Raw genomic sequence first — 20,975 nt, 5'->3', positions numbered from 1 at the left:
AGGCCCGGCGAACAGCCGGGCCTGAGCATCGTTCTGAACCACGAGTAGGGTTATGTTGAATTTAAGCAGCTGGCGTAATTTCCTCTATGTTCTGCCTGCGGTGCTGGTCTATGCGGTGTTTCTGCTGTGCCCGCTGCTGGCCTCGCTGGGCATCAGTTTTACCGAATGGGACGGCACCTCACTGCCGGTATTTAGTGGCATCAGCAACTACATGCGGATGTTCAGCGATCCGGTGTTCTGGATTGCGCTGGGCAATAACGCCATCCTGATGCTGTTCTATACCCTGTTGCCGATTGGCGTCGGCCTGCTGCTCTGCAGCTTTCTGTATGACACGCGCAACAATAACGAACGCAGCGTACTGCGCATTCTCTTCTTCCTGCCCTACATCATGCCAATGGCAGTGCTGGGTGTGGTGTGGCGCTGGCTCTACAACCCGGCGTTTGGCCCCATCGATCAGATATTACGCGCGATCGGATTGCCCCAGCTGGCGCTCTCCTGGCTGGGTGATTTCACCTGGGCGCTGCCCGCTGTCGGTCTGGTCGCGACCTGGTACTTCTTCGGCTTCTGTCTGGTGCTGTTTATGGCAGGCCTGCAGCGTATGGATCCCTCACTGCTGGAAGCCGCCGATCTGGATGGCTCATCGCGCCGTCAGAAATTTATGCGTATTACGTTGCCCGGCCTGCGGCCCGAGCTGCGGATTGCGCTGCTGCTGACGGTGATCGCCAGCCTGAAAGCCTTTGACCTGGTCTATGTGATGACGCAGGGCGGCCCAGGCACCTCCACCATGGTCACCAACATCTTTATGTATAAGCAGGGCTTTGACCTGCACTACTTTGGCTACGCCTCGTCGGTGGCGGTGTTCAGCATGATTATTGTTTTAGGGATCAACTATCTGATTCATCTGGCCTTAAAGGAGCGTTACTGATGCGAAGCACGCCGGTGATTTCACGCGCGCTGATCTGGATCGTAGCGCTGATGACGATTCTGCCGTTTCTGATGGCGTTGATGACCTCGTTTAAAACCCAGATGGAGCTGTTCCAGGGCATCTTCACGCTGCCAGCCTCGCTGAATTTCAAAAACTACGTGACCGCGTGGCAGCAGGGGCATTTTAACGTCTACTTCCTCAACTCGGTGCTGGTGGTGATTCCGGTCGTACTGTTCAGCGTGCTGCTGGGTATTCTGGCTGGTTTTGGTTTCGCCTGGCTGAAGATCCCCGGTAAAAAAGTGATTGGGGCGATGCTGGCCCTGGGGATGGTGCTGCCGAGTGAAGCCTTTATCATTCCGCTCTATCACGAGCTGCGCTGGATGGGGCTCACCAACACCTATCTGGCGCTGATCCTGCCGCAAATCGCCCTGTCGCTGCCCTTTACCACGCTGATGATCGCCAGCGCGTTTCAGCAGGTGCCGAAAGAGCTGGTAGAAGCGGCGGTGATGGATGGGGCGTCGCGGGTCAAAATTCTGTGGGGCATTCTGGTGCCGGCAATCTGGCCAACGCTGTCGACGCTGGGGCTGCTGCTGTTTATCTGGACCTGGAACGAGTTTCTGATCCCACTGATTCTGGTCAACAAGGATGAGCTGCGCACGCTGCCGATTGGCATGATGTTTTTCCAGAACAAAAACACCATCGACATTCCGGTGCTGATGGCGGGCGCAATGATTGTGATTATGCCGCTGATCGTGGTGTTCCTGATTTTCCAGCGCAAGTTTATCAGCGGCGTCACTGAAGGGGCCGTGAAGTAATTTGTGATATCCCGCACGAAACGGCGTACTGGCGACCAGACAAAGGTTTCCCGCGCCGTGTCGTGCTGGAATTTCTCCTCCTCAATCCTGCGGGAGACGCATGATGCACCTTTCCCTTGCTGATTTTCATCCTGTCGCCGATGGCGAAACCCCGGACACGGCCGTGCTGCAGCGCGCCATGGATCAGATTGCGGCGGCCGGCGGGGGGCGTCTTACCCTGCCTGCCGGGCGTTATCGCAGCGGCTGCCTGAATCTGCCATCTGATTTTGAACTGCACCTGGAAGCGGGTGCGGTGCTGATCGCCAGTCCGCGGCTGGCTGACTACCAGGCGGTGCAGGCACTCAGCTGTGCTGAGAAGTCCCATAACGTGCTGCTCTATGCGCTGGGCCAGCGCAATATCACTATCAGCGGCACTGGCCGCATCGATGGCGAGGGTGAAGCCTGGTTCGCCGCTGAGCGGGATGAGCAGGGTTATCGCCTGCCGCGTCCTGACCGGCCGCGCATTATCGTGTTTGAAGATTGCGAGCAGGTGACGCTGACCGCCTTTACCATCGTGCAGGCGCCAATGTGGACGGTGCATCTGGTGAGCTGTCGCCATGTGCATATCGACCATCTCACTATCGACAACGCGATGACTATGCCGAATACCGATGCGCTGGATATTGACGGATGCGAGGCGGTGTTTGTCAGCAACAGCTACCTCAGTGCCGCTGATGACGCTATCTGCATTAAAACCACCCACAAACCGGCTGCGCTGCGGCGTCCGGCGCGGCAGATTATGATCACCAACTGCCTGCTTCGCAGTTACAGCTGTGCCTTTAAAATCGGCACCGAAACCTGGGATGATGTGGAAGATGTCACGGTGACCGGCTGCACCATTTTTGATTCCAACCGGGGTATCGGCATTCTGTCGCGTGACGGCGGTGCAATGCGGCGTCTGCTGTTCAGTAACCTGACCTTTGCCTGTCACCATGCGCCGCCCTGTCACTGGGGCAAAGCCGATCCGCTGCATATTTCTGTGCGCCATCGCGATCCCGCCATCACACCTGGCGTCGTGGAGCAGGTGCAGTTCAGCAACATGACGGGCGTGGCGGAAGGGGCGATTAATCTGCATGCGGCAGAACCGGGCTGGATACGCGATGTGGTTATCAGCCAGCTTCAGATGCGGCAGACCGTGTCGCCGATGACGCAGGGACACTATGACGTGCGACCACCCTGTAACCCCGACTCACCGACCGGCATGGGGCTGGATAACGCCTACAAACTTGACCCGAAAACCGGTGAAGCCTTTGGCGTAGAGCGCTATCCCGGCGGTTTGCCGGGCCTGTTTGCGCGCGGGGTAGAGAACCTGCAACTGCACAACCTGGTGATCAACAGGCCCGCGCCGTTACCGCCAGGCTGGCATGCTGAATGCGTGGTGCAGTTGCCGGACTGATTTACAGCGCGGCGGCGATGGCCGCGCCGAGCTCTTCGGTGCTGGCGTTGCCGCCGAGGTCGCGCGTCAGATGCTCTCCCGCCGCCAGCGTACGTTCAATTGCATTTAACACCGCATCACCCGCCGCTTTGTAGCCGAGATGCTCCAGCATCATCGCCCCACACCAGATCTGCCCGATAGGATTGGCGATGCCTTTGCCTGCGATATCCGGCGCAGAACCGTGAACCGGCTCAAACAGGCTGGGAAACAGGCCTTCCGGGTTAATATTGGCGGAGGGCGCAATGCCAATGGTGCCGGTACAGGCCGGGCCGAGATCGGAGAGGATATCCCCAAACAGGTTGCTGGCCACCACTACATCAAACCAGTCCGGGTGCAGCACGAAGTTGGCGGTAAGAATATCAATATGATACTTGTCGACGCGAACCTCGGGGAACTGGCCGGACATCGCTTCGACGCGGCTGTCCCAGTAAGGCATGGTGATAGCGATGCCGTTGGATTTGGTGGCGGAGGTCAGGTGCTTCTTCGGCCGGCTCTGCGCCAGCTGATAAGCAAACTTCAGGATGCGGTCAACACCAGTGCGCGTCATCACCGTCTCCTGAATCACCACTTCACGGTCGGTGCCAGGGAACATGGTGCCACCCACGCTGGAGTATTCACCTTCGGTGTTTTCACGCACCACATAGAAGTCGATGTCGCCAGGCTGACGGTTTGCCAGCGGCGCTTTCACCCCTGGCATCAGTCGCACCGGACGCAGATTGACGTACTGGTCGAACTCACGGCGGAACTGTAGCAGCGAGCCCCACAGTGAAACGTGGTCGGGCACCACATCGGGCCAGCCGACCGCGCCAAAATAGATCGCGTCAAAGGCTTTCAGCTGCGGAAACCAGTCGTCAGGCAGCATTTTGCCATGCTGCTGCCAGTAGTCAGCGCTGGCGTAATCGAACCACTCCCAGCGCAGCGGAATGTTAAATTTCTCAGCAGCCGCATTCATTACACGGACGCCTTCCGGCATCACTTCTTTGCCGATGCCATCGCCAGGGATCACAGCAATAGAGTAGATTTTATCAGTCACAGGGCACCTTTCCGGTTGATGTTCGAATTGTGTACGCAGTATAACTGTCGATTCCGGGGAAATAATGAGCCTGAAAGGCAATCCATTGTTGAATCAAAGTAGAGAATCCCGCACCTCCACTGATGACTTAGCCTTCTTTGTTCGCCTGGCCGCGCTGGATAGTCTGACTGCGGCGGCGCGCGAACTGGGCCTGTCACTGGCAGCGGTAAGCAAACGTCTGAGCCAGCTGGAGCAGCGCCTTGGTGTGCAATTGCTGCGCCGCACCACACGCCGGCTGGAACTGACGCCGGAAGGCCGCCGTTATCTGGCGGGCGCGCGTCCGCTGCTGGATCAGCTTGCGGCGCTGGAAGAGGCGGTCAGCGGTGAAACAGCCCAGCTGCGCGGCACCCTCAACATCAACGCCTCCTTTGGTTTTGGCCGTCGCCATATCGCGCCCTGCGTCTCGGCTTTTGCCGCGCTGCATCCGCAGCTCTCACTGTCGTTACAACTCAGCAGCCAGCCGCTTAATTTTCTTGATGCGCACATGGATATCGATATCCGCGTTGGGGAGCCGCCTGACTCGCGGCTGGTGGCACGTAAGCTGCGAACCAATCCGCGTATCCTCTGCTGTTCGCCCGCCTATGCTGCCCGGCACGGCCTGCCTGCCACTGTGCGCGATCTGGCGCAGCACAACTGCATTTTACTGCGTCAGCACGACAGCGATTTTACCCTGTGGCGGCTGACCTGCGGTGAACAGAGCATCAGCCAGAAAGTGCGCGGCAGCCTGATCACCAACGATGGTGAAGTAGCGATGCGGCTGGCGATGGATGGACATGGCATTCTGCTGCGTTCCTGGTGGGATGCGCAACACAGCCTGGCTGCGGGCGAATTGTTGCCGGTGCTACCGGACTGGCAGGCACCTGATGGTGATATCTTTGCGGTCTGGCAGGCGCAACGCCAGCTTCCGGCTCGTATTACCGCGTTTGTGGCGTTTTTGCAGAATAATCTTCAGGTTGTTGATTAGTCGAGGTTATAAATTGAGTGACGGGCACAGAAAAGCGCCTGTGGACAATAAATATACCGCATTAAGCTGATTCGGTTGCTTCAGGGTGCCGTTGCGTTTACACCCTTTTTAGTGATGCGTATGATTCTCATTCTTTTTCTTCCCTGCCTGCCCGCTGTGTTGCGGCCTGCCGGGAGCAGCAGATGGATAGGGGAGTTAACTATGAAAGCGTTGTTCAGCTCGCGTAAAGCGGCACTCGCACTGGCGATAGTCACCACCTTCAGCCTGACGGCGTGCCAGATGAGAGCGAAAAAAGTGGATGGCAATGCGCTGATGGTGATGCAGCCCTCCAGCCCCGACAATCTGATTCAGCGCGAGCTGGGCGACGGATTATATGAGATGGCGTATCTGCCCGCCAAAAATACGCTCTATGTGGTCAGTGCGCCCGAGGGCAAGGATATCAGTGGCGGTATGATCTATCGTCTTGATGGCACCACGCTGCAAAGCACCGGGGCGGGGCATTACGATCTGAAAAATGCGGGTCTGAGCAGTGGACAGGATGGCAGCGCGCTTTACACCACCCAATCAGTGGATGGTGGCATCGCTAAGATCGATCCCGATACCGGCAACGTGCTGAAGCGCCTGATGTTTGACGAGAAGAATGAGAAAGGATCGCCGGTGAAAACCCGCGAGATCTTTCTGCATGACGGGCTGCTCTATGTCGGCGGCGCAGACGAACCTGGCGTGATCTGGGTCGTTGATGCGAAAACCCTGACGCTGAAAGCCCGGATTAAAAATGCTGGCAAAGGTGTTACAGGCATTATCTTCTCGCCAGTCAGCGATCGCATTTATGCGGCGAACGGCAGCGGTGAAATCCTGGTGATCAATCCGCGCAATCACAAAATCGAGCAGCGCCTGACGGCAGGTGATGGGCAGGACACTCACTTCCTGAATATGGCAGAAGATCCGGCAACCGGTCGCCTGTTTGTCACGGATAACGCCAAAGAGAAAAATACCCTGGTGTTTGATGAGCGCAGCGGCAAGGTGATTCAGCGCCTTGATCCAGGCGATTCAGTGGGGATTAAGTTTAACGGTAAGCGCAATGAGATTTATATCAGCCAGCGCGAATCGAAGAAGGTGCTGCAGCTGGATGGCACCACGTATGAAGTGAAAAACAGCTGGTCGTTTGAGGGGCATCCAGAAAGCCTGCTGGTCTCACCGGACGGCCAGACACTGTATGTGACTCTGAAGCAGGGCTTCAATGACGACCACAGCCATCAGCTTCTGGATGGCGTGGCGCGTATCACGCTGCAATAAAAAAGGCGGCATCGCTGCCGCCTGAAGTCTTACTTAGCTACACCCTCGACCAGCACCACGCGATAGTTCGCGCCTTTCAGACGGTGCGCTTTGGCAGCCTGATATTCCGGGCTGTCATACCATGCATGTGCTTCTTCACGGCTCGCGAATTCCAGAATTACCACACCTTCTGCTTCCTGACCTTCCAGCGTTTCCAGCTCGCCATAAAAGGCGAGAGGGTTGATCTGATGATCGCCGCGCGCCTGGCCCGCTTTCTCGGCGTAGATCGCCATTTCGTCCGGGTTCAGGGTGTTATCACGAATAAATACAACGTATGCACTCACAGGTCTCTCCTTACGCTTTTTTATCCTGGGTTTTGGTATCGAAGTCAGCCGCATCATGACGCTCATGCAGCTGATCGGCCGGGTCGCCCATGACGCGGTTGACCTTGCGGCCACGAATAACGGCAGGACGCTGTGCGATCTCTTTCGCCCAGCGAACCACATTTTTATAGGACTGCACATCCAGGAATTCGGCTGCGCCATACTGGTCATTCAGCACCATGTTGCCGTACCACGGCCAGGTGGCGATGTCAGCGATGGTGTAGTCATCACCCGCCAGATAGCGGTTATCAGCCAGCCGACGATCCAGCACATCAAACTGACGCTTCGCTTCCAGTGTGAAGCGGTTGATGGCGTACTCAATTTTTTCTGGCGCGTAGTGATAGAAATGACCGAAACCGCCGCCGAGATAAGGCGCTGAGCCTTGCAGCCAGAACAGCCAGTTCAGGGTTTCAGTACGGCCAGCGATATCTTTCGGCAGGAAGTAGCCAAACTTTTCCGCCAGATAGAGCAGAATATTGCCGGATTCAAATACCCGAATCGGCGGCGTTGCGGAGTGGTCGCTCAGCGCAGGGATTTTCGAGTTCGGGTTCACATCGACAAAACCGCTGGAGAACTGATCACCTTCGCCGATACGGATCAGCCAGGCATCATATTCAGCATCGTTGACGTTAAGTGCCAGCAGCTCTTCCAGAAGGATGGTGACTTTCTGGCCGTTAGGCGTGCCGAGCGAATAGAGCTGTAAAGGATGTTTACCGACCGGCAACGCTTTTTCATGGGTGGGACCTGCAAACGGACGATTAGTTTTCGCGCCGTTACCTTTGGCTTCAGGGTCCCAGGTCCAGACTTTTGCGGGCTGATATGCATTTTCCGACATAATGAAAGTTCGCCTTATGGTGTGGTATTGGTCTGGAGTGTAGCAGGTGCTGCAAAGGGGGTTTAACTCTGCTGGCTGTGCGAGGGTGTGCTAAAACGGGGCGAGCTCAGGCGGGTCGCGGCATCAGAGAAAAGTGAATAAAAGTGTGTCAGGCGGGGCGTTTGTTGTCCTGAACAGACATTACCGTGCAGCCAGCCATGACTGCACGGCAGGTCGGTTACAGCAGTTCGCGCTCAATCAGTTCGCGGGTTTCAATCGCCTGAACTTTCATCTTTTCCGGATAGCCAAACAGAGACGCTGCGATGATCGGTTCACCGCCGACTTTATGGGTGCGGGTAGCAAAGCCGGTGTCGCGCAGCGTTTTGAACAGGGTATCGAAGTCCACTTCGCCTTCGCCCACGCCAACATGCTGGTGGATGGTGGCATCCACGCCTGGCGGGTTAACGATATAGCGACAGTGTTTTGTATGGTTCATGGTATCGGCGATCAGCATGTGCGACAGATCGTCACCCGCGTACTCCAGCATCGGTTTCACATCCCCTTTGCCTTTGTCATAGAAGAAAGTGTGTGGCGCGCTGTAGATATACTTTACGTTATCGCTGCGGAACGACTTCACGATATCCACGGTTTCGTTGTTCTCTTCGCAGAAATCCCACGGATGCGCCTGAATTTCGACGCGGATGCCTTCACGTTCGATGATCGGCAACAGCTCTTCCATTGAGCGATAGAACATCTCTTCACAGATTTCCGGTTCGTTAGGGGTGCCGGAGAGTTCGGTGTTAATCACCTGCACACCCATCTCAACCGCAATCTCAATCATCCGCTTCCAGTTCTTCACCGCTGCCTGACGGCGCAGCTCATCCGGACCTGACCATCGGTAAACAACGATAAACGAGGAGATCTCCAGCCCGGTGGCGCTTAACGCATTTTTATACTCGGTGATGATTTCACGGCTGGCTTTAGGATGTTTATAAAACGGGTTGATCTGCGGATGTGGCGACTGTTCGATATATTTGTATCCCCAGTCGGCCACCTGATGAACCATACGGGTGATGCCTAAATCTTTGATTACATCCACATCAAAAGCGATTTTCATCTTTCTGCTCCAGGCACATTAAAGTTGCTGTTCTTCATTGAAGGTGATGCCAATCTGCTGCCTGACGTTGTCCATCGCAGCCAGGGTGATAATCGCCTGGTCAAGCGAATGGACAGGGGAGTCGGTCAGGTTCTGGCCGATACACCAGGCGAAGTGGTTAATTTCATGGCTGAGCTGTTCATACCGATTAGTGGGTTCCTGCCATTGCAGGCGGTGACACCGGTCGCTGGAGGTCAGGGTAAAATCACCAGGCGCATAGAACTGGCCCGCCAGCTCCAGCGTGGCGTCGCGACCGGCGATCACCGCACAGCCTGGCGTGTTGCTGAACAGCGTGGTATTCAGCAACGATTGCATGCCGTGCCGATGGGTAAACAGCATCGACGTCTGACCGTTAACGCGGCCATTCGGGACGGGCTGACCACGGGCGACGATCGTTTCAGGCGCACCGCCGCCCACAAACACACTCAGCGCCACCAGATAACTGCCGAGGTCAAGCATTGGGCCGCCCGCCAGGTCGGCATTGAAAATGCGATGATCCGGCGTGAAAAACTCACCATGATCGGCAATCAGGGTGTGGACCTCACCGGGTACGCCATCCTCCAGCAACTGACGGATGACGTCATACTTCGGCGTGAAGTTGCACCACATCGCCTCCATGCAGAGCAGGTTCGCGGCAGCGGCGGCCTGTTTAAGCTGCGTTGCCTGCTGCGCATTCAGCGCCAGCGGCTTTTCAATCAGCAGAGGCTTTCCGGCGGCAATCGCGCGCAGACCATCGGGGAAATGGTGGTTGTGAGGCGTAGCGATATAGACCGCATCAACATCCTCCCGCGCCAGCAGCGCATCCAGGCTGTCTGTGGCATGGCCGATTGCCCATTTGTCGGCAAAGGCCTGCGCTTTTGCCGGGTCACGTGCGGCGACTGCCGTGATCTGCTGCCGGGTATGCCGACGCAGCGCATGGGCAAAATGATCGGCTATCCAGCCTGGCCCGATAATGCCCCAGCGCAGTCGTGGAACCTGGCTGGCATCCGTTATGCGTGGAGCCGGAAGCGTTGAAGGGAACATAGCTTTTCCTTTTTTACGTACGGGCAGGTGGTGCTCAGGACTCCACTATAGAAAGCCCGCCGTCGTCGCTCTAACCTTTTAATGATGTGATCCCATCAACCGAATCGGTGTGGGATTTTTATCCGTTTTAGCAAATAGATGTTTTGAAGAGAATGCAGAAAGAAATGAATGTTTCATTTTGAGAGGGTGATCAAGGTTAGCACTGATTTTCTATCAAAAAAATGAGAGGAAATGGCCGTGTCACGATAAAGTGTTGATGGCTTATTTAACAGAATCTAAAAGCGTAGCCGTCAGCTAACGCTACCGATAGCAGCAGGGAGAAGGATAATGTCTAAAGTGACGATGACCGCGATCGCGCAGGCGGCGGGCGTGGGTGTGGCGACGGTAGACCGGGTGCTGAACCGCCGTGCGCCGGTTCGCAGCGTGACTGAACAGAAAGTGCTGGCGGCGGCGCGCGAGCTGGGTTATCGCCTGACGCAGGCACACAGTCAGGCCATCCCGACCCTGGCAGAGACTCCACTGCGCGTGAGCTTTATCCTGCTGCCTGCCCGCTATTCATTTTATCAGCAACTGGGCGAAGCGCTGAATCAGCAGCTTAAGATGCAGCAGCCACAGGGCCGCGAACCTGAATTCTGCTGGCATGACATTCACGAAGTGGACGCGGTGGCGCAGTCGCTGCGTCAGCTGGCTCAGCGCAGCGATGTGATTGCGCTGGTGGCGCTGGACCATCCGCTGATTCGTCACGCCATTCAGGATGTGTCACGACTGGGCGTACGAGTCTACGCGCTGTTCTCCGATTTCTCGCCCTGTGAGCATGCGGGGTTTATCGGCATTGATAATCAAAAAGCGGGGCGCACTGCCGCATGGATGGCGCAGCATCTGCTGCGTGAGCCGGGATGCGTCGGAGTACTGCTGGGCGATCACCGCTTTACCTGCCAGGAGAGCAGCGAGATCAGTTTTCGCTCCTATCTGCGTGAGTCGGGCATCCGTCAGCGGGTACTGGAACCGTTAAAGACTTTTGAGTCGTCAGAGGGTGGCTATCAGGCAACCCGCCAACTGCTGGAGACCCATGATGATCTGGTGATGATTTATGCGCCCTGCGGCGGCATAGAGGGTGTGGTGCGGGCACTGCGTGAGAGCGGGCGCCGGGAGATCGACCTGCTGTGCCACGGTCCGCTGCCGGGTGATGAACTGGCGCTGATTGACGGCACCATCACGCTGATGCTGCGTCATCGCCTTGATGCCATGGCAGAGGCGGTCATACATACCTGTCTCCACAGCCGATCGGAGCAGCACGACCATTTTGCGCAGGTCACCGTGCCGTTTGAGATCGTGACGCGTGAAAACCTGTAAAAAGAGCAGGTTAGCCTATATTTGATAGTAATCTATCATTTATCGCAATTTTTAAACGCGATCTCTATCAAAAAATGAAACTTTCACTGTTGTCCAGGATGAAATTTTTATTTGATACTGCCCGCAGTTCTCACTGCACAGGCAGATATCATGACCTTTCATATTGCTAATGCGCCCTGTAGCTGGGGCGTGGATGATCCCGCTAATCCCTGGCTACCGCCGTTTCACAAAGTCCTGACCGAGGCCGCGCAGGCTGGCTACCCCAGCATCGAACTCGGCCCCTGGGGTTATCTGCCAGTGAATGCCGATGAGCTGACCCGGCAGCTTAATGCCCACTCGCTTTCGCTGGTGGCGGGGACGATTTTTGATGATTTAGTCAGTGAGGCGCATTTTCCGGCGCTGGTGACGCTGACTCACAATCTGTGTCGCACGCTCGCCAGCGTGCCGACAGCCGCCAGAACACCTGGAGCCAGCGCGCCTTATCTTGTGATCATCGACTTCGGCAATCCGGAGCGGGCGAAATATGCGGGTCAGTCAGAAAAAGCGCCACGCCTTTCCGCGGATGACTGGCAGTGCATGATGCAGCACATCACTATTCTGAGCGAGATTGCCTGGCAGGAGTATGGCGTGCGGCCGGTGATCCATCCGCATGCGGGCGGCTGCATTGAGTTTGCTGATGAGCTGGCGCAGCTGGTTTCTGACATTCCGCATGACGTCGCCGGTTTATGCCTGGATACCGGCCATCTCTATTACGCCGGAATGGATCCCGTTGCGTCGCTGGAGCAGTACTGGTCGCGCATCGATTACCTTCATTTTAAAGACGTCAACCAGCAGATCTGGCGTGACGCGCGCTCTCGCGGACTCGACTTTTTCACCGCCTGCGCGCAGGGCGTGATGTGTCCGCTCGGGCAGGGCGCAATCGACTATCCGGCGGTGCGTAATCTGCTGACTGAGCGTAATTATCAGGGCTGGATCACCATCGAACAGGAGCGTGATCCGCGCCATGCCGACACCAGCCTGCGGGATGTTAAAGCCAGTCTGGACTATCTCCGATCAACAGGATTCTGAGGACAACAGCATGATTAACGGTAAAAAAGCGGCTAATCGCTCACTTCGCTGGGGCATGATCGGTGGCGGCGGCACCAGTCAGATTGGTTATATCCATCGTTCGGCGGCACAGCGTGACGGTAACTTTGTGCTGCTGGCGGGCGCGTTTGATCTTGATGCGGTACGTGGGCGCGAGTTCGGTCAGGCGCTGGGTGTGGCACCTGAACGCTGTTATCCTGATTATGCCAGCCTGTTCGCCGGGGAAGCAGGGCGCGAAGATGGCATAGAAGCGGTGTCGATCGCCACACCTAACAATACCCATTTCGCCATCTGTCGGGCGGCACTCAATGCCGGGCTACATGTTGTATGCGAGAAGCCGCTCTGTTTTACGGTCGAAGAGGCCGATGAGCTGGAGCAGCTAAGTCGTGAGAAGCAGAAAATTATTGGCGTCACTTATGGTTATGCCGGGCATCAGTTGGTTCATCAGGCCAGAGAGATGATTGCCGAAGGGGCCCTGGGAGAGATCCGCATCGTGAATATGCAGTTTGCTCATGGCTTCCATAATGAAGCGGTGGAGCTACAGAGTGAAAGCACCCGCTGGCGGGTCGATCCGCGTTTTGTTGGCCCGAGTTACGTGTTAGGCGATCTGGCGACGCATCCGCTATTTATCGCTGAAACGATGTTGCCGCAGTTAAAAGTGACGCGTCTGCTCTGTTCCCGCCAGAGCTTTGTCACGTCGCGTGCACCACTGGAGGATAACGCCTTTGTGATGATGGAGTATGACAACGGCGCGGTCGGCACGCTCTGGGCGTCGGCGGTAAATGCCGGATCGATGCATGGGCAGAAGATCCGCGTGGTTGGATCGAAAGCCAGTCTGGAGTGGTGGGATGAGCAGCCAAACCAGCTGCGATACGAAGTGCAGGGCGAACCCGTGCGGATTCTGGAGCGCGGCATGGGCTATCTCAGCCCGCGCGCGCTGGAAGAGGACCGCATTGGCGGAGGGCACTCCGAGGGATTATTTGAAGCCTGGTCGAATCTTTATCGCCGCTTCGCACTGGCTATGGATGCGACCGATCGCCACGACTCTGCCTTCCTTGAGGATTTCTGGTATCCCGATGTGCATGCCGGATTAGCGGGCGTGCGCTGGGTGGCGCAATGCGTGAAATCAGCGGACGCCGGAGCGGTGTGGGTGGCGTGCTGAAGCGAATATAACGTGAGCGAGCAGACTTTACGGCTGCGGTATAAAGTTAAGCGCTATCTCCTGTGACTGAGCATAAACCGGTTGGATATGGGCCAGACAGCCCGTATTGGCCGGTTAATTTACTTAAAGCCCGGAACGATGGCTGACAGGAAAAGTAAGCAGCAGAGCATGAGGGGTTCCAGAAATCCGATTACCTGTGCAGAGATATAGTACCTGGACGCATGACCGCCGGAGCATTAAATAATTCTGTTAAACGCTGCACATCTCATCATTGTCTGACTCACTCTGTCTGCATCCGAACGATTGTTGTTCCTGCTCATGTTTATTCAGCAGCGGCTAACATGTGCAGGTCGCAGACGTGATTTCTATTTTCCCCTCATTCATATCGTGTCATTGCACGCGTCATTTCACTATTCCGGAAACAATCTGTTAACCAGCGTTGTCATTTTAGTTCAGCAAAATAAATAACACCGATTTAACCAAGCGATTAATTTTTATTGAAACACAGTAAATGCTGTTTGTTTTTTTAAACATTTATCTTCTCCTGCTTCCCGTTTATTGAATAAAGCCATAAATCAGATATTTCGCGCAACTGATGGAAAATCGTACTGCTTAGTGATTAATGTAAATCAGCCGCTTACTGCACACCCTTATTCTGTAAGACCTTATCGGGATTCGCAGGAAAATTCTTATAAATCATCATGATGATTCGGGCTTGTTAAAATCAGCATCGGTAATATTCTGTTACATCTTTCCGTTTACGCTCAGGCATTCAACGTTCCTACACTCCGCCTACTGGGTTTTATCTGAATTTTTTCATTTCAGACAAATGACTCAGAAATACCGTGTCGACATGCTGGTGAAGGGAATACGCCCGCTTTTAATTCCGGATTTCTGATTTACGTCGGATGACGTGAAACGTGAAGCTGTTCTGGCAGGGTCTTACTTTTCCGTTTATTTCTCACTGGCACTGACCGCTTCTGTCAATTCATAGAACAGGGACAACCATGTCTGACTCTTCCTTTCAGTCCGAAATACCCAAAGCGCGCATTAATTTAAAACTTGATTTGCACACGGGAGGCGCAGGCAAAAAAACCGAGCTCCCGCTGAAATTACTGGTGGCGGGCGACTTCAGTAACGGTCAGGCGTCTGCGCCCCTGTCCGAGCGCAAAAAAATTAACCTGAATAAAAATAACTTTGACGCCGTGCTTTCTGAATATTCCCCGAAAGTAAACCTGACGGTTAAAAACACGCTGGCCGGTGACGGCAGCGAAGACAACATCAGCCTGACCTTCCGTAGCATGAAGGATTTCACCCCGGAGCAGGTCTCCCGCCAGATTCCCCAGCTGAAAGCCATGCTTTCCATGCGAAGTTTACTGCGTGATTTAAAGGCGAACCTGCTGGACAACCAGACGTTCCGCAAAGCACTGGAAAACATCCTGCTCGACCCGACGCTAAGCGCAGAGCTCAGAGCCGAACTTTCAGCCCTGGTCCCTGAACAGCCATAACGATTTAACGGATTAATAAGGAAGATGCTGATGTCTGTACAAAACGGCAGTGCCGCGGCTGGCGAAGGTGTGGTGCAGGAACGTCCTGCAGCCGGCGGGATTTATGCCTCGCTGTTTGAAAAAATCAATCTGACGCCGGTCGCCGCGCTGAGTGCGCTGGACACCTGGCAGGACGCGCAGGCGATGTCGGAGGCCACGGCGGACGAGCGGCTGACGGCGGGCATGCAGGTTTTTCTGGAGTGCCTGACCAAGGCGGGCTCAAAGGTTGAAAAACTCGACAAACACCTGATTGACCACCATATCGCGGAGCTGGACTGGCAGATTAGCCGCCAGCTTGACGCCGTCATGCACCATGAGGCCTTTCAGGCAACAGAGAGCCTGTGGCGCGGCGTCAAATCCCTTGTCGACAAAACCGATTTTCGCCAGAACGTGAAGATTGAGCTGCTGGATATGTCCAAAGAAGACCTGCGTCAGGACTTCGAAGACAGCCCGGAAATCATCCAGAGCGGCCTCTATAAACACACCTATATCGATGAGTATGACACGCCGGGCGGGGAGCCGGTTGCCGCGCTGATTTCCGCTTACGAATTTGATGCGTCTGCGCAGGATGTCGCCCTGCTGCGCAGTATTTCCAAAGTGTCTGCCGCCGCGCACATGCCGTTTATCGGCTCTGCCGGCCCGAAATTCTTCCTGAAAGAGAGCATGGAGGAGGTGGCGGCCATCAGGGACATCGGCAACTACTTTGACCGCGCCGAATACATCAAGTGGAAATCGTTCCGCGAGACGGACGATGCCCGCTACATCGGTCTGGTGATGCCGCGCGTGCTGGGCCGGCTGCCGTACGGCCCGGACACCGTGCCGGTGCGCAGCTTCAGCTACGTGGAGGAAGTGAAAGGCCCGGATCACGACAAATACCTGTGGACCAGCGCCGCGTTTGCCTTTGCGTCCAACATGGTGCGCAGCTTCATCAGCAACGGCTGGTGTGTGCAGATCCGTGGCCCGCAGGCCGGGGGTGCCGTTCAGGACCTGCCGATTCATCTGTACGATCTGGGTACGGGTAATCAGGTGAAGATCCCGTCAGAGGTGATGATCCCGGAAACCCGCGAATTTGAGTTCGCAAACCTGGGCTTCATTCCGCTCTCTTACTATAAGAACCGCGATTACTCCTGCTTCTTCTCGGCAAACTCCACGCAGAAGCCGGCCCTGTATGACACCGCCGATGCGACGGCTAACAGCCGCATCAATGCCCGTCTGCCGTACATCTTCCTGCTGTCGCGTATTGCCCACTACCTGAAGCTGATCCAGCGCGAAAACATCGGCACCACCAAAGACCGCCGGCTGCTGGAGCTGGAGCTCAATACCTGGGTGCGCAGTCTGGTCACGGAGATGACCGATCCGGGCGACGAGCTGCAGGCCTCACACCCGCTGCGCGATGCGAAAGTGGTGGTGGAAGACATTGAGGATAACCCGGGCTTCTTCCGCGTGAAGCTGTATGCGGTGCCGCATTTTCAGGTGGAAGGGATGGACGTCAACCTGTCACTGGTTTCCCGGATGCCGAAGGTAAAATCGTAAGCTAAGGCAGGAAGCCAATGAGAACGGAACAGCCGTTATGGGGAAGAGGCGTGATGGTCTCTCCCCAGCACTTCCAGCAACAGGTCGCGTATGCGGCCTGGTCTGCCGAAGGTATCGCCCGAATGGGGTTATCACACCCCTGGGGCGTGATAAATGTCGCTTTTGAACCAGAAACGCTGAGGCTGGGCCGACTGCAGGCCCGCCATCTGCACCTTCGGTTCCCGGACGGCACGCTTATCGACACGGATAATGCTGACGATCTGCCACCGGTACTGGCACTTGAGGATGAATCACAGGACGTGGTGGTCGTTCTGGCTCTTCCGCTGATGCGCGCGAATGGCGGTAACTGCCTTAAACCTGATGAGGTGGCCGAGCGTCCGGTGCGCTACCGCCAGTGCTGGCGGGATGTCCGGAATATATTCGGGGAAGACACCCGTCAGATTGCGGTGATGCAGCCATTGCTGACGCTGCGTTTCGCCCATCAGAACAACAGCGATTACCTGACCTGTCCGGTTGCCCGTCTCCAGCAGGATTCGCAGGGAGGCTGGGCACTCGATGACACCTGGCTTCCGCCTTTGCTGGCTCTGCAGGGCAGCCGCTGGCTGGTGACTCAGCTGGAGCAGCTGATGACGCAACTGCGTGCTCGTCTGAGTCGCCTGATGAATATGCGTCGTGAAAGTAACGAACGCATGGCCGATTTTGCCGTGGCTGACGTCTCCCTTTTCTGGCTGCTCAATGCCCTGAACAGCGCTGAACCGGTACTCAGTCAGTTTCAGCGTCACCCGCAAAGCCCGCCTGAACGTCTGTACCCGGAGCTGGCGCGGCTTGCGGGAAGTCTTCTGACCTTCTCGCTGGAACACCAGGTCAGTGCCATTCCGGTCTGGCAGCATGAGCAGCTGAATAACGTCTTCCCGCCACTGTTTGATTTACTGGGCGATCTGCTTGAGGCCAGTCTGCCGTCGCGGGTGGTGGCTATTGAGCTTGAGCATGATGCACGGCTTCACTTCTGGCAGGCCCGGCTGCATGACCCACGGCTGCGCGAAGGGGCTGATTACTATCTCTCCGTGCGTTCACCCATGCCGGTGGCCCGGCTGCAGGAGCAGTTCCCGCGCCAGTGCAAGGCCGGCAGTCCCGATCACGTCAGGAGTATCGTCAATTCGTCACGGACAGGCGTACCGCTGACGCCACTGCGCCATGTGCCTGCCGCCATTCCACTGCGTCTGGAAAACCAGTATTTCAGCCTTGATGTCTCTCATCCTCTGGCTATTGAAATGCTTCAGGGTGGCACCTGCATGTTTTACGTTCCGGGCATGCTCGGCGAGCCTGAACTTGAACTCTTTGCGGTACTGAGAACATGAGTAAGCGTAAACGTGGCGTGTCCGCGTCCATTGATATTGATGCCCTGCTGCAGAATACCTGGTTGCAGGTGATTAGCCTGTGTCACGGTCCGATATTCCAGGAGGGAGAGGGACGCCTGTTGTGGGAGTACTGCATTGCTGATGTCGAACGGGTGCAGCAGGCGCTGAAAGCGAAGGAACTCGATGAAGTCAGCTGTCAGCATATTCTCACTGCGCAGTGTGCGCTGCTTGATGAGGCAGTCAAAGGTCGCGGTGTGGAGGATGATGCCTGTGTGCAGTGGTATGACATTCCCCTGCAGGGACATTTCCTTGGCACCATGGACGCTGGCGATACGCTCTGTGATCGGATGCGGGATGTGCTGCGTGAGCCCGATCCTGACCATGCTGTCGTGACCTGCTTCCAGCGCGTCATGATGCTGGGATTTCTCGGCAGTTTCCGATCGCTGAGTGACCCGGAGCGCCAGAAACTTGTCAGTGCACTCAGCGAACATGTCACGCCGTTCAGTTATCCACAAACCCATCCGGTGCTGGCGGAAAGCCTTGCCACAGGCCGAATGGGCGGCTGGCTGGCGTCATGGCCCGTGCGTATTGGTCTGAGCGTAGTGGTGGTGGCTGCACTCTGGTGGGGGCTGAACTACTGGCTGGATCAGACGCTGCTGACCCTGTTGCCGGGAGCCGTGACATGAGTCCTGCACAACAGCGCGGACTTGCGCTGTGGGCCGCCCTGCTGAGTGCAGTGATCTGCCTGGGGTTTCTGCCGCTATCCCGGCTGATGTCCGTGCTCGTTCTGCTTACCGTTCTGGGGCTGATCCTGGCGATCCTGACTGTCGCCAGTCGTCGTGCGGCGCAGGATGTCATCCTGCATCTGGATGGTCTTCCGGAGGCGCCTTATCGCCATCCTGTGGTGCTGATCTGTGGCGATCTTCCGCAAGCCTGGACGCAGCCGTCACCGGTGCTCACGGTCGCGCAGGGTTGCTGGATCCGTGTGGAAGATCATCAGGATCTGGAGCAGGCAGCCCGTCAGGTATTGTGGCTTCGTCCCGACTGGGGGCGTCAGCTGTCGGTGATGATTACTGTCTGCCCGCAGAAACATGCCGACAGCGAGCGCCTTACCCAACACCTGCTGGCTCTGCGCTGGCAAATCAGCCAACTGCGTAAAGCAACGGGCCATTCTCTGCCGCTGGTTCTGAATGGTCAGGTTGGCAGCGCGATGATGAATGACATGCTCTGGCAGGTGGCCATACCGGGGGAAAGCGTGAGGATGTGGCGTGCGTCTTCAGCACCGTGTTCCATCGCTGCATGGATCACCACCGGTGGGCTGCCTGCGATGCAGCAACAGGTGCTGATGAACAGTCTGATGAGCTGGTTCCATCACCACGTTGAAGCTGTCTTTACAGATGAGAACCCCGATGTTCCTGCCATTGCACCGCTGGCGATGCTATGGGGAATGGGACCAATTCTTGCCGGAAGTCTGGCCACATCAGTTTGGACAGCATGGCTTTCCCATCGCACGGCGATGCAGCAGGTGGCAGGCTGGCAGCCAATCGGGTCCGACAGTACGATTTTATCCCCCTTCCCGGATTTTGTCCTGCCGCTGCTGCCAGAAGGAGAGGGCCTGACCTCGCGTGGACGCAGCTGGCGTTGTGCTCTCGGTATTTTCACGCTGGCGGCAACCGCAGCACTGCTTAGCAGTGGCTGGAACAATCGTCAGTTGCTGCAGCGTGTGAGTTTCGATATTGCCCGCTATGACCGTATTCCGATGCAGGATTCCGGACCAAAAGCCAGCGCCGTTGCCACTCTGCGTGATGATGCGACAGAGCTGGATGGCTGGGCGCGGAATGGGGTACCGGCACGGATGAGCCTCGGCCTGTATCAGGGTGAGCGTCTGCGAATGCCTGTGCTGGATGCCATCCGTTCTTATGAACCCCCGTCACTGCCGCCTGAACCCCAGCCGATCCCTCAACCGGTAACGAAAATTGTCCGTCTCGACAGTATGTCGCTGTTTGACTCCGGCAAAGCGGTGCTGAAAACAGGCTCCACCAGAATGCTGGTCAATTCTCTGGTCGGCATTAAGGCAAAACCGGGCTGGCTGATTGTCGTGTCCGGGCATACCGACAACACCGGTAATCCGCAACTGAACCAGACGCTGTCGCTCAGGCGTGCCGCCGCGGTTCGTGACTGGATGCGCGACACCGGTGACGTGCCGGAAAGCTGCTTTGCGGTGCAGGGCTATGGCGAAAGCCGCCCTGTTGCAACCAATGACACCCCGGCGGGGCGGGCGCTCAACCGCCGTGTCGAAATCAGTCTGGTTCCGCAGGCGAACGCCTGTCAGATACCGGGCAACACCCAGGCGTCATCGCAGGATGATGACGTATCACAACACAATGGAGAGTAATGCCATGGCAATTCCTGTTTATCTCTGGCTGAAAGACGACGGTGGCGCGGACATTAAAGGGTCTGTGGACGTGCAGGACCGTGAAGGCAGCATCGAAGTGGTGGCGCAGGAGCATAACCTGTACATCCCGACCGACAACAACACCGGCAAGCTGACCGGCACCCGTATCCACACCCCGTTCCTGTTTACCAAGGAGATCGATTCGGCCAGCCCGTATCTGTACAAGGCGGTGACCACCGGCCAGACCCTGAAATCTGCGGAGTTCAGGTGGTACAGAATCAACGACGCGGGCCAGGAAGTGGAGTACTTCAACACCAAACTGGAAAACGTGAAAGTGGTGAAGGTCAATCCTGAAATGTATGACGTCAAGGACCCTTCTTACGAGAAGCACAACCACCTTGAGCGCATCGAACTGCGCTACGAAAAAATCACCTGGACCTACAAAGACGGCAACATCATCCACTCCGATAGCTGGAACGAACGCGCCACCGCGTAAGCCCGATGCGGACGGGATTTCCTGTCCGCAGTTTTTTGCTGAGCGCCTGTCTGAAACGGGCTTTCAGCAAAGAAACCCACAATCTGCCTGCTGACCGAATGCGCTCTGGTCCCCTTAACGGGAAACAGCGATGGGCGGTAGCGT

19 protein-coding genes are annotated in these 20,975 nt (G+C 56.4%); 14 read left to right on the top strand and 5 right to left on the bottom strand.

Going from position 1 to position 20,975, the window contains the following annotated elements:
* Window positions 1–52 precede the first annotated feature (52 nt).
* The 3 genes from IAI47_RS17540 (at window position 53) to IAI47_RS17530 (ending at window position 3,175) form a co-directional block, all read left to right on the top strand.
* Window positions 53–925, top strand: coding sequence for a carbohydrate ABC transporter permease (locus IAI47_RS17540; protein WP_008926640.1), 873 nt, complete (start codon window positions 53–55; stop codon window positions 923–925).
* On the top strand, window positions 925–1,740 hold the full coding sequence (locus IAI47_RS17535; protein ID WP_003855657.1) for a carbohydrate ABC transporter permease: 816 nt from the start codon (window positions 925–927) through the stop codon (window positions 1,738–1,740). Before IAI47_RS17540 ends, IAI47_RS17535 begins: the two co-directional genes overlap by 1 nt.
* A 103-nt stretch (window positions 1,741–1,843) precedes the next feature.
* Entirely contained in the window at window positions 1,844–3,175 is a 1,332-nt protein-coding gene (locus tag IAI47_RS17530; RefSeq protein WP_008926641.1) for a glycoside hydrolase family 28 protein, read from the top strand.
* Window position 3,176: 1 nt separating this feature from the next.
* Here the strand turns inward: IAI47_RS17530 and IAI47_RS17525 are convergent, their stop codons facing one another.
* On the bottom strand, window positions 3,177–4,247 hold the full coding sequence (locus tag IAI47_RS17525; protein WP_008926642.1) for a tartrate dehydrogenase: 1,071 nt from the start codon (window positions 4,245–4,247) through the stop codon (window positions 3,177–3,179).
* Between the two features lie 64 nt (window positions 4,248–4,311).
* On the opposite strand from IAI47_RS17525, the gene IAI47_RS17520 reads away from it, so the two are divergent.
* Window positions 4,312–5,250: a LysR family transcriptional regulator gene (locus tag IAI47_RS17520; protein WP_008926643.1), complete on the top strand. Its 939-nt coding sequence runs from the start codon at window positions 4,312–4,314 to the stop codon at window positions 5,248–5,250.
* A 201-nt stretch (window positions 5,251–5,451) separates the two neighbouring features.
* Window positions 5,452–6,546 (top strand): YncE family protein, encoded by a 1,095-nt coding sequence (locus IAI47_RS17515; RefSeq protein WP_008926644.1) that lies wholly within the window; start codon window positions 5,452–5,454, stop codon window positions 6,544–6,546.
* Window positions 6,547–6,575: 29 nt separating this feature from the next.
* Here IAI47_RS17515 and IAI47_RS17510 read toward each other — a convergent pair whose 3' ends face one another.
* From IAI47_RS17510 to IAI47_RS17495, 4 genes are all read right to left on the bottom strand, one after another.
* Window positions 6,576–6,869, bottom strand: coding sequence for a DUF1330 domain-containing protein (locus tag IAI47_RS17510; protein WP_008926645.1), 294 nt, complete (start codon window positions 6,867–6,869; stop codon window positions 6,576–6,578).
* Between the two features lie 10 nt (window positions 6,870–6,879).
* Window positions 6,880–7,743: a glutathione-dependent disulfide-bond oxidoreductase gene (gene yghU, locus IAI47_RS17505; RefSeq protein ID WP_003855644.1), complete on the bottom strand. Its 864-nt coding sequence runs from the start codon at window positions 7,741–7,743 to the stop codon at window positions 6,880–6,882.
* Window positions 7,744–7,960: 217 nt separating this feature from the next.
* The gene (locus IAI47_RS17500; RefSeq protein ID WP_003855643.1) at window positions 7,961–8,839 is read right to left on the bottom strand and encodes a sugar phosphate isomerase/epimerase family protein; all 879 of its coding nucleotides are present in this window, start codon (window positions 8,837–8,839) and stop codon (window positions 7,961–7,963) included.
* A gap of 18 nt (window positions 8,840–8,857) precedes the next feature.
* Window positions 8,858–9,901 (bottom strand): Gfo/Idh/MocA family protein, encoded by a 1,044-nt coding sequence (locus IAI47_RS17495; RefSeq protein ID WP_008926646.1) that lies wholly within the window; start codon window positions 9,899–9,901, stop codon window positions 8,858–8,860.
* A gap of 327 nt (window positions 9,902–10,228) precedes the next feature.
* Here IAI47_RS17495 and IAI47_RS17490 point away from each other — a divergent pair, with 327 nt between their 5' ends.
* The 9 genes from IAI47_RS17490 to hcp all read left to right on the top strand — a co-directional run bounded on the left by IAI47_RS17490 (window position 10,229) and on the right by hcp (window position 20,831).
* The gene (locus tag IAI47_RS17490; protein WP_008926647.1) at window positions 10,229–11,254 is read left to right on the top strand and encodes a LacI family DNA-binding transcriptional regulator; all 1,026 of its coding nucleotides are present in this window, start codon (window positions 10,229–10,231) and stop codon (window positions 11,252–11,254) included.
* 150 nt (window positions 11,255–11,404) lie between these two features.
* A complete protein-coding gene (locus IAI47_RS17485; protein ID WP_008926648.1) occupies window positions 11,405–12,322 on the top strand; it encodes a TIM barrel protein in 918 nt (305 codons plus the stop codon).
* A 10-nt stretch (window positions 12,323–12,332) separates the two neighbouring features.
* Window positions 12,333–13,502 (top strand): Gfo/Idh/MocA family protein, encoded by a 1,170-nt coding sequence (locus IAI47_RS17480; protein WP_003855639.1) that lies wholly within the window; start codon window positions 12,333–12,335, stop codon window positions 13,500–13,502.
* 1,007 nt (window positions 13,503–14,509) lie between these two features.
* Window positions 14,510–15,010 (top strand): type VI secretion system contractile sheath small subunit, encoded by a 501-nt coding sequence (gene tssB, locus IAI47_RS17475; RefSeq protein ID WP_008926649.1) that lies wholly within the window; start codon window positions 14,510–14,512, stop codon window positions 15,008–15,010.
* 24 nt (window positions 15,011–15,034) lie between these two features.
* Window positions 15,035–16,582 (top strand): type VI secretion system contractile sheath large subunit, encoded by a 1,548-nt coding sequence (gene tssC, locus IAI47_RS17470; RefSeq protein WP_033743439.1) that lies wholly within the window; start codon window positions 15,035–15,037, stop codon window positions 16,580–16,582.
* A gap of 17 nt (window positions 16,583–16,599) precedes the next feature.
* Window positions 16,600–17,940: a type VI secretion system baseplate subunit TssK gene (gene tssK, locus IAI47_RS17465; protein ID WP_008926651.1), complete on the top strand. Its 1,341-nt coding sequence runs from the start codon at window positions 16,600–16,602 to the stop codon at window positions 17,938–17,940.
* Window positions 17,937–18,626 (top strand): type VI secretion system protein TssL, short form, encoded by a 690-nt coding sequence (gene tssL / locus IAI47_RS17460; protein WP_008926652.1) that lies wholly within the window; start codon window positions 17,937–17,939, stop codon window positions 18,624–18,626. Before tssK ends, tssL begins: the two co-directional genes overlap by 4 nt.
* Window positions 18,623–20,335 carry an OmpA family protein gene (locus IAI47_RS17455; protein ID WP_008926653.1) on the top strand — a complete coding sequence of 571 codons (1,713 nt, stop codon included), beginning with the start codon at window positions 18,623–18,625 and terminating at the stop codon, window positions 20,333–20,335. Before tssL ends, IAI47_RS17455 begins: the two co-directional genes overlap by 4 nt.
* 4 nt (window positions 20,336–20,339) lie before the next feature.
* Complete coding sequence (gene hcp / locus IAI47_RS17450) at window positions 20,340–20,831, top strand: type VI secretion system effector Hcp (protein WP_008926654.1); 492 nt, start codon at window positions 20,340–20,342, stop codon at window positions 20,829–20,831.
* The last annotated feature ends 144 nt before the right edge of the window (window positions 20,832–20,975 follow it).

Source organism: Pantoea sp. MT58, from assembly GCF_014495885.1.
GTDB lineage: Bacteria > Pseudomonadota > Gammaproteobacteria > Enterobacterales > Enterobacteriaceae > Pantoea > Pantoea eucalypti.
The sequence above is the reverse complement of the archived record's forward strand: the minus strand, read 5'-3'. Positions and strand labels throughout refer to the sequence as shown.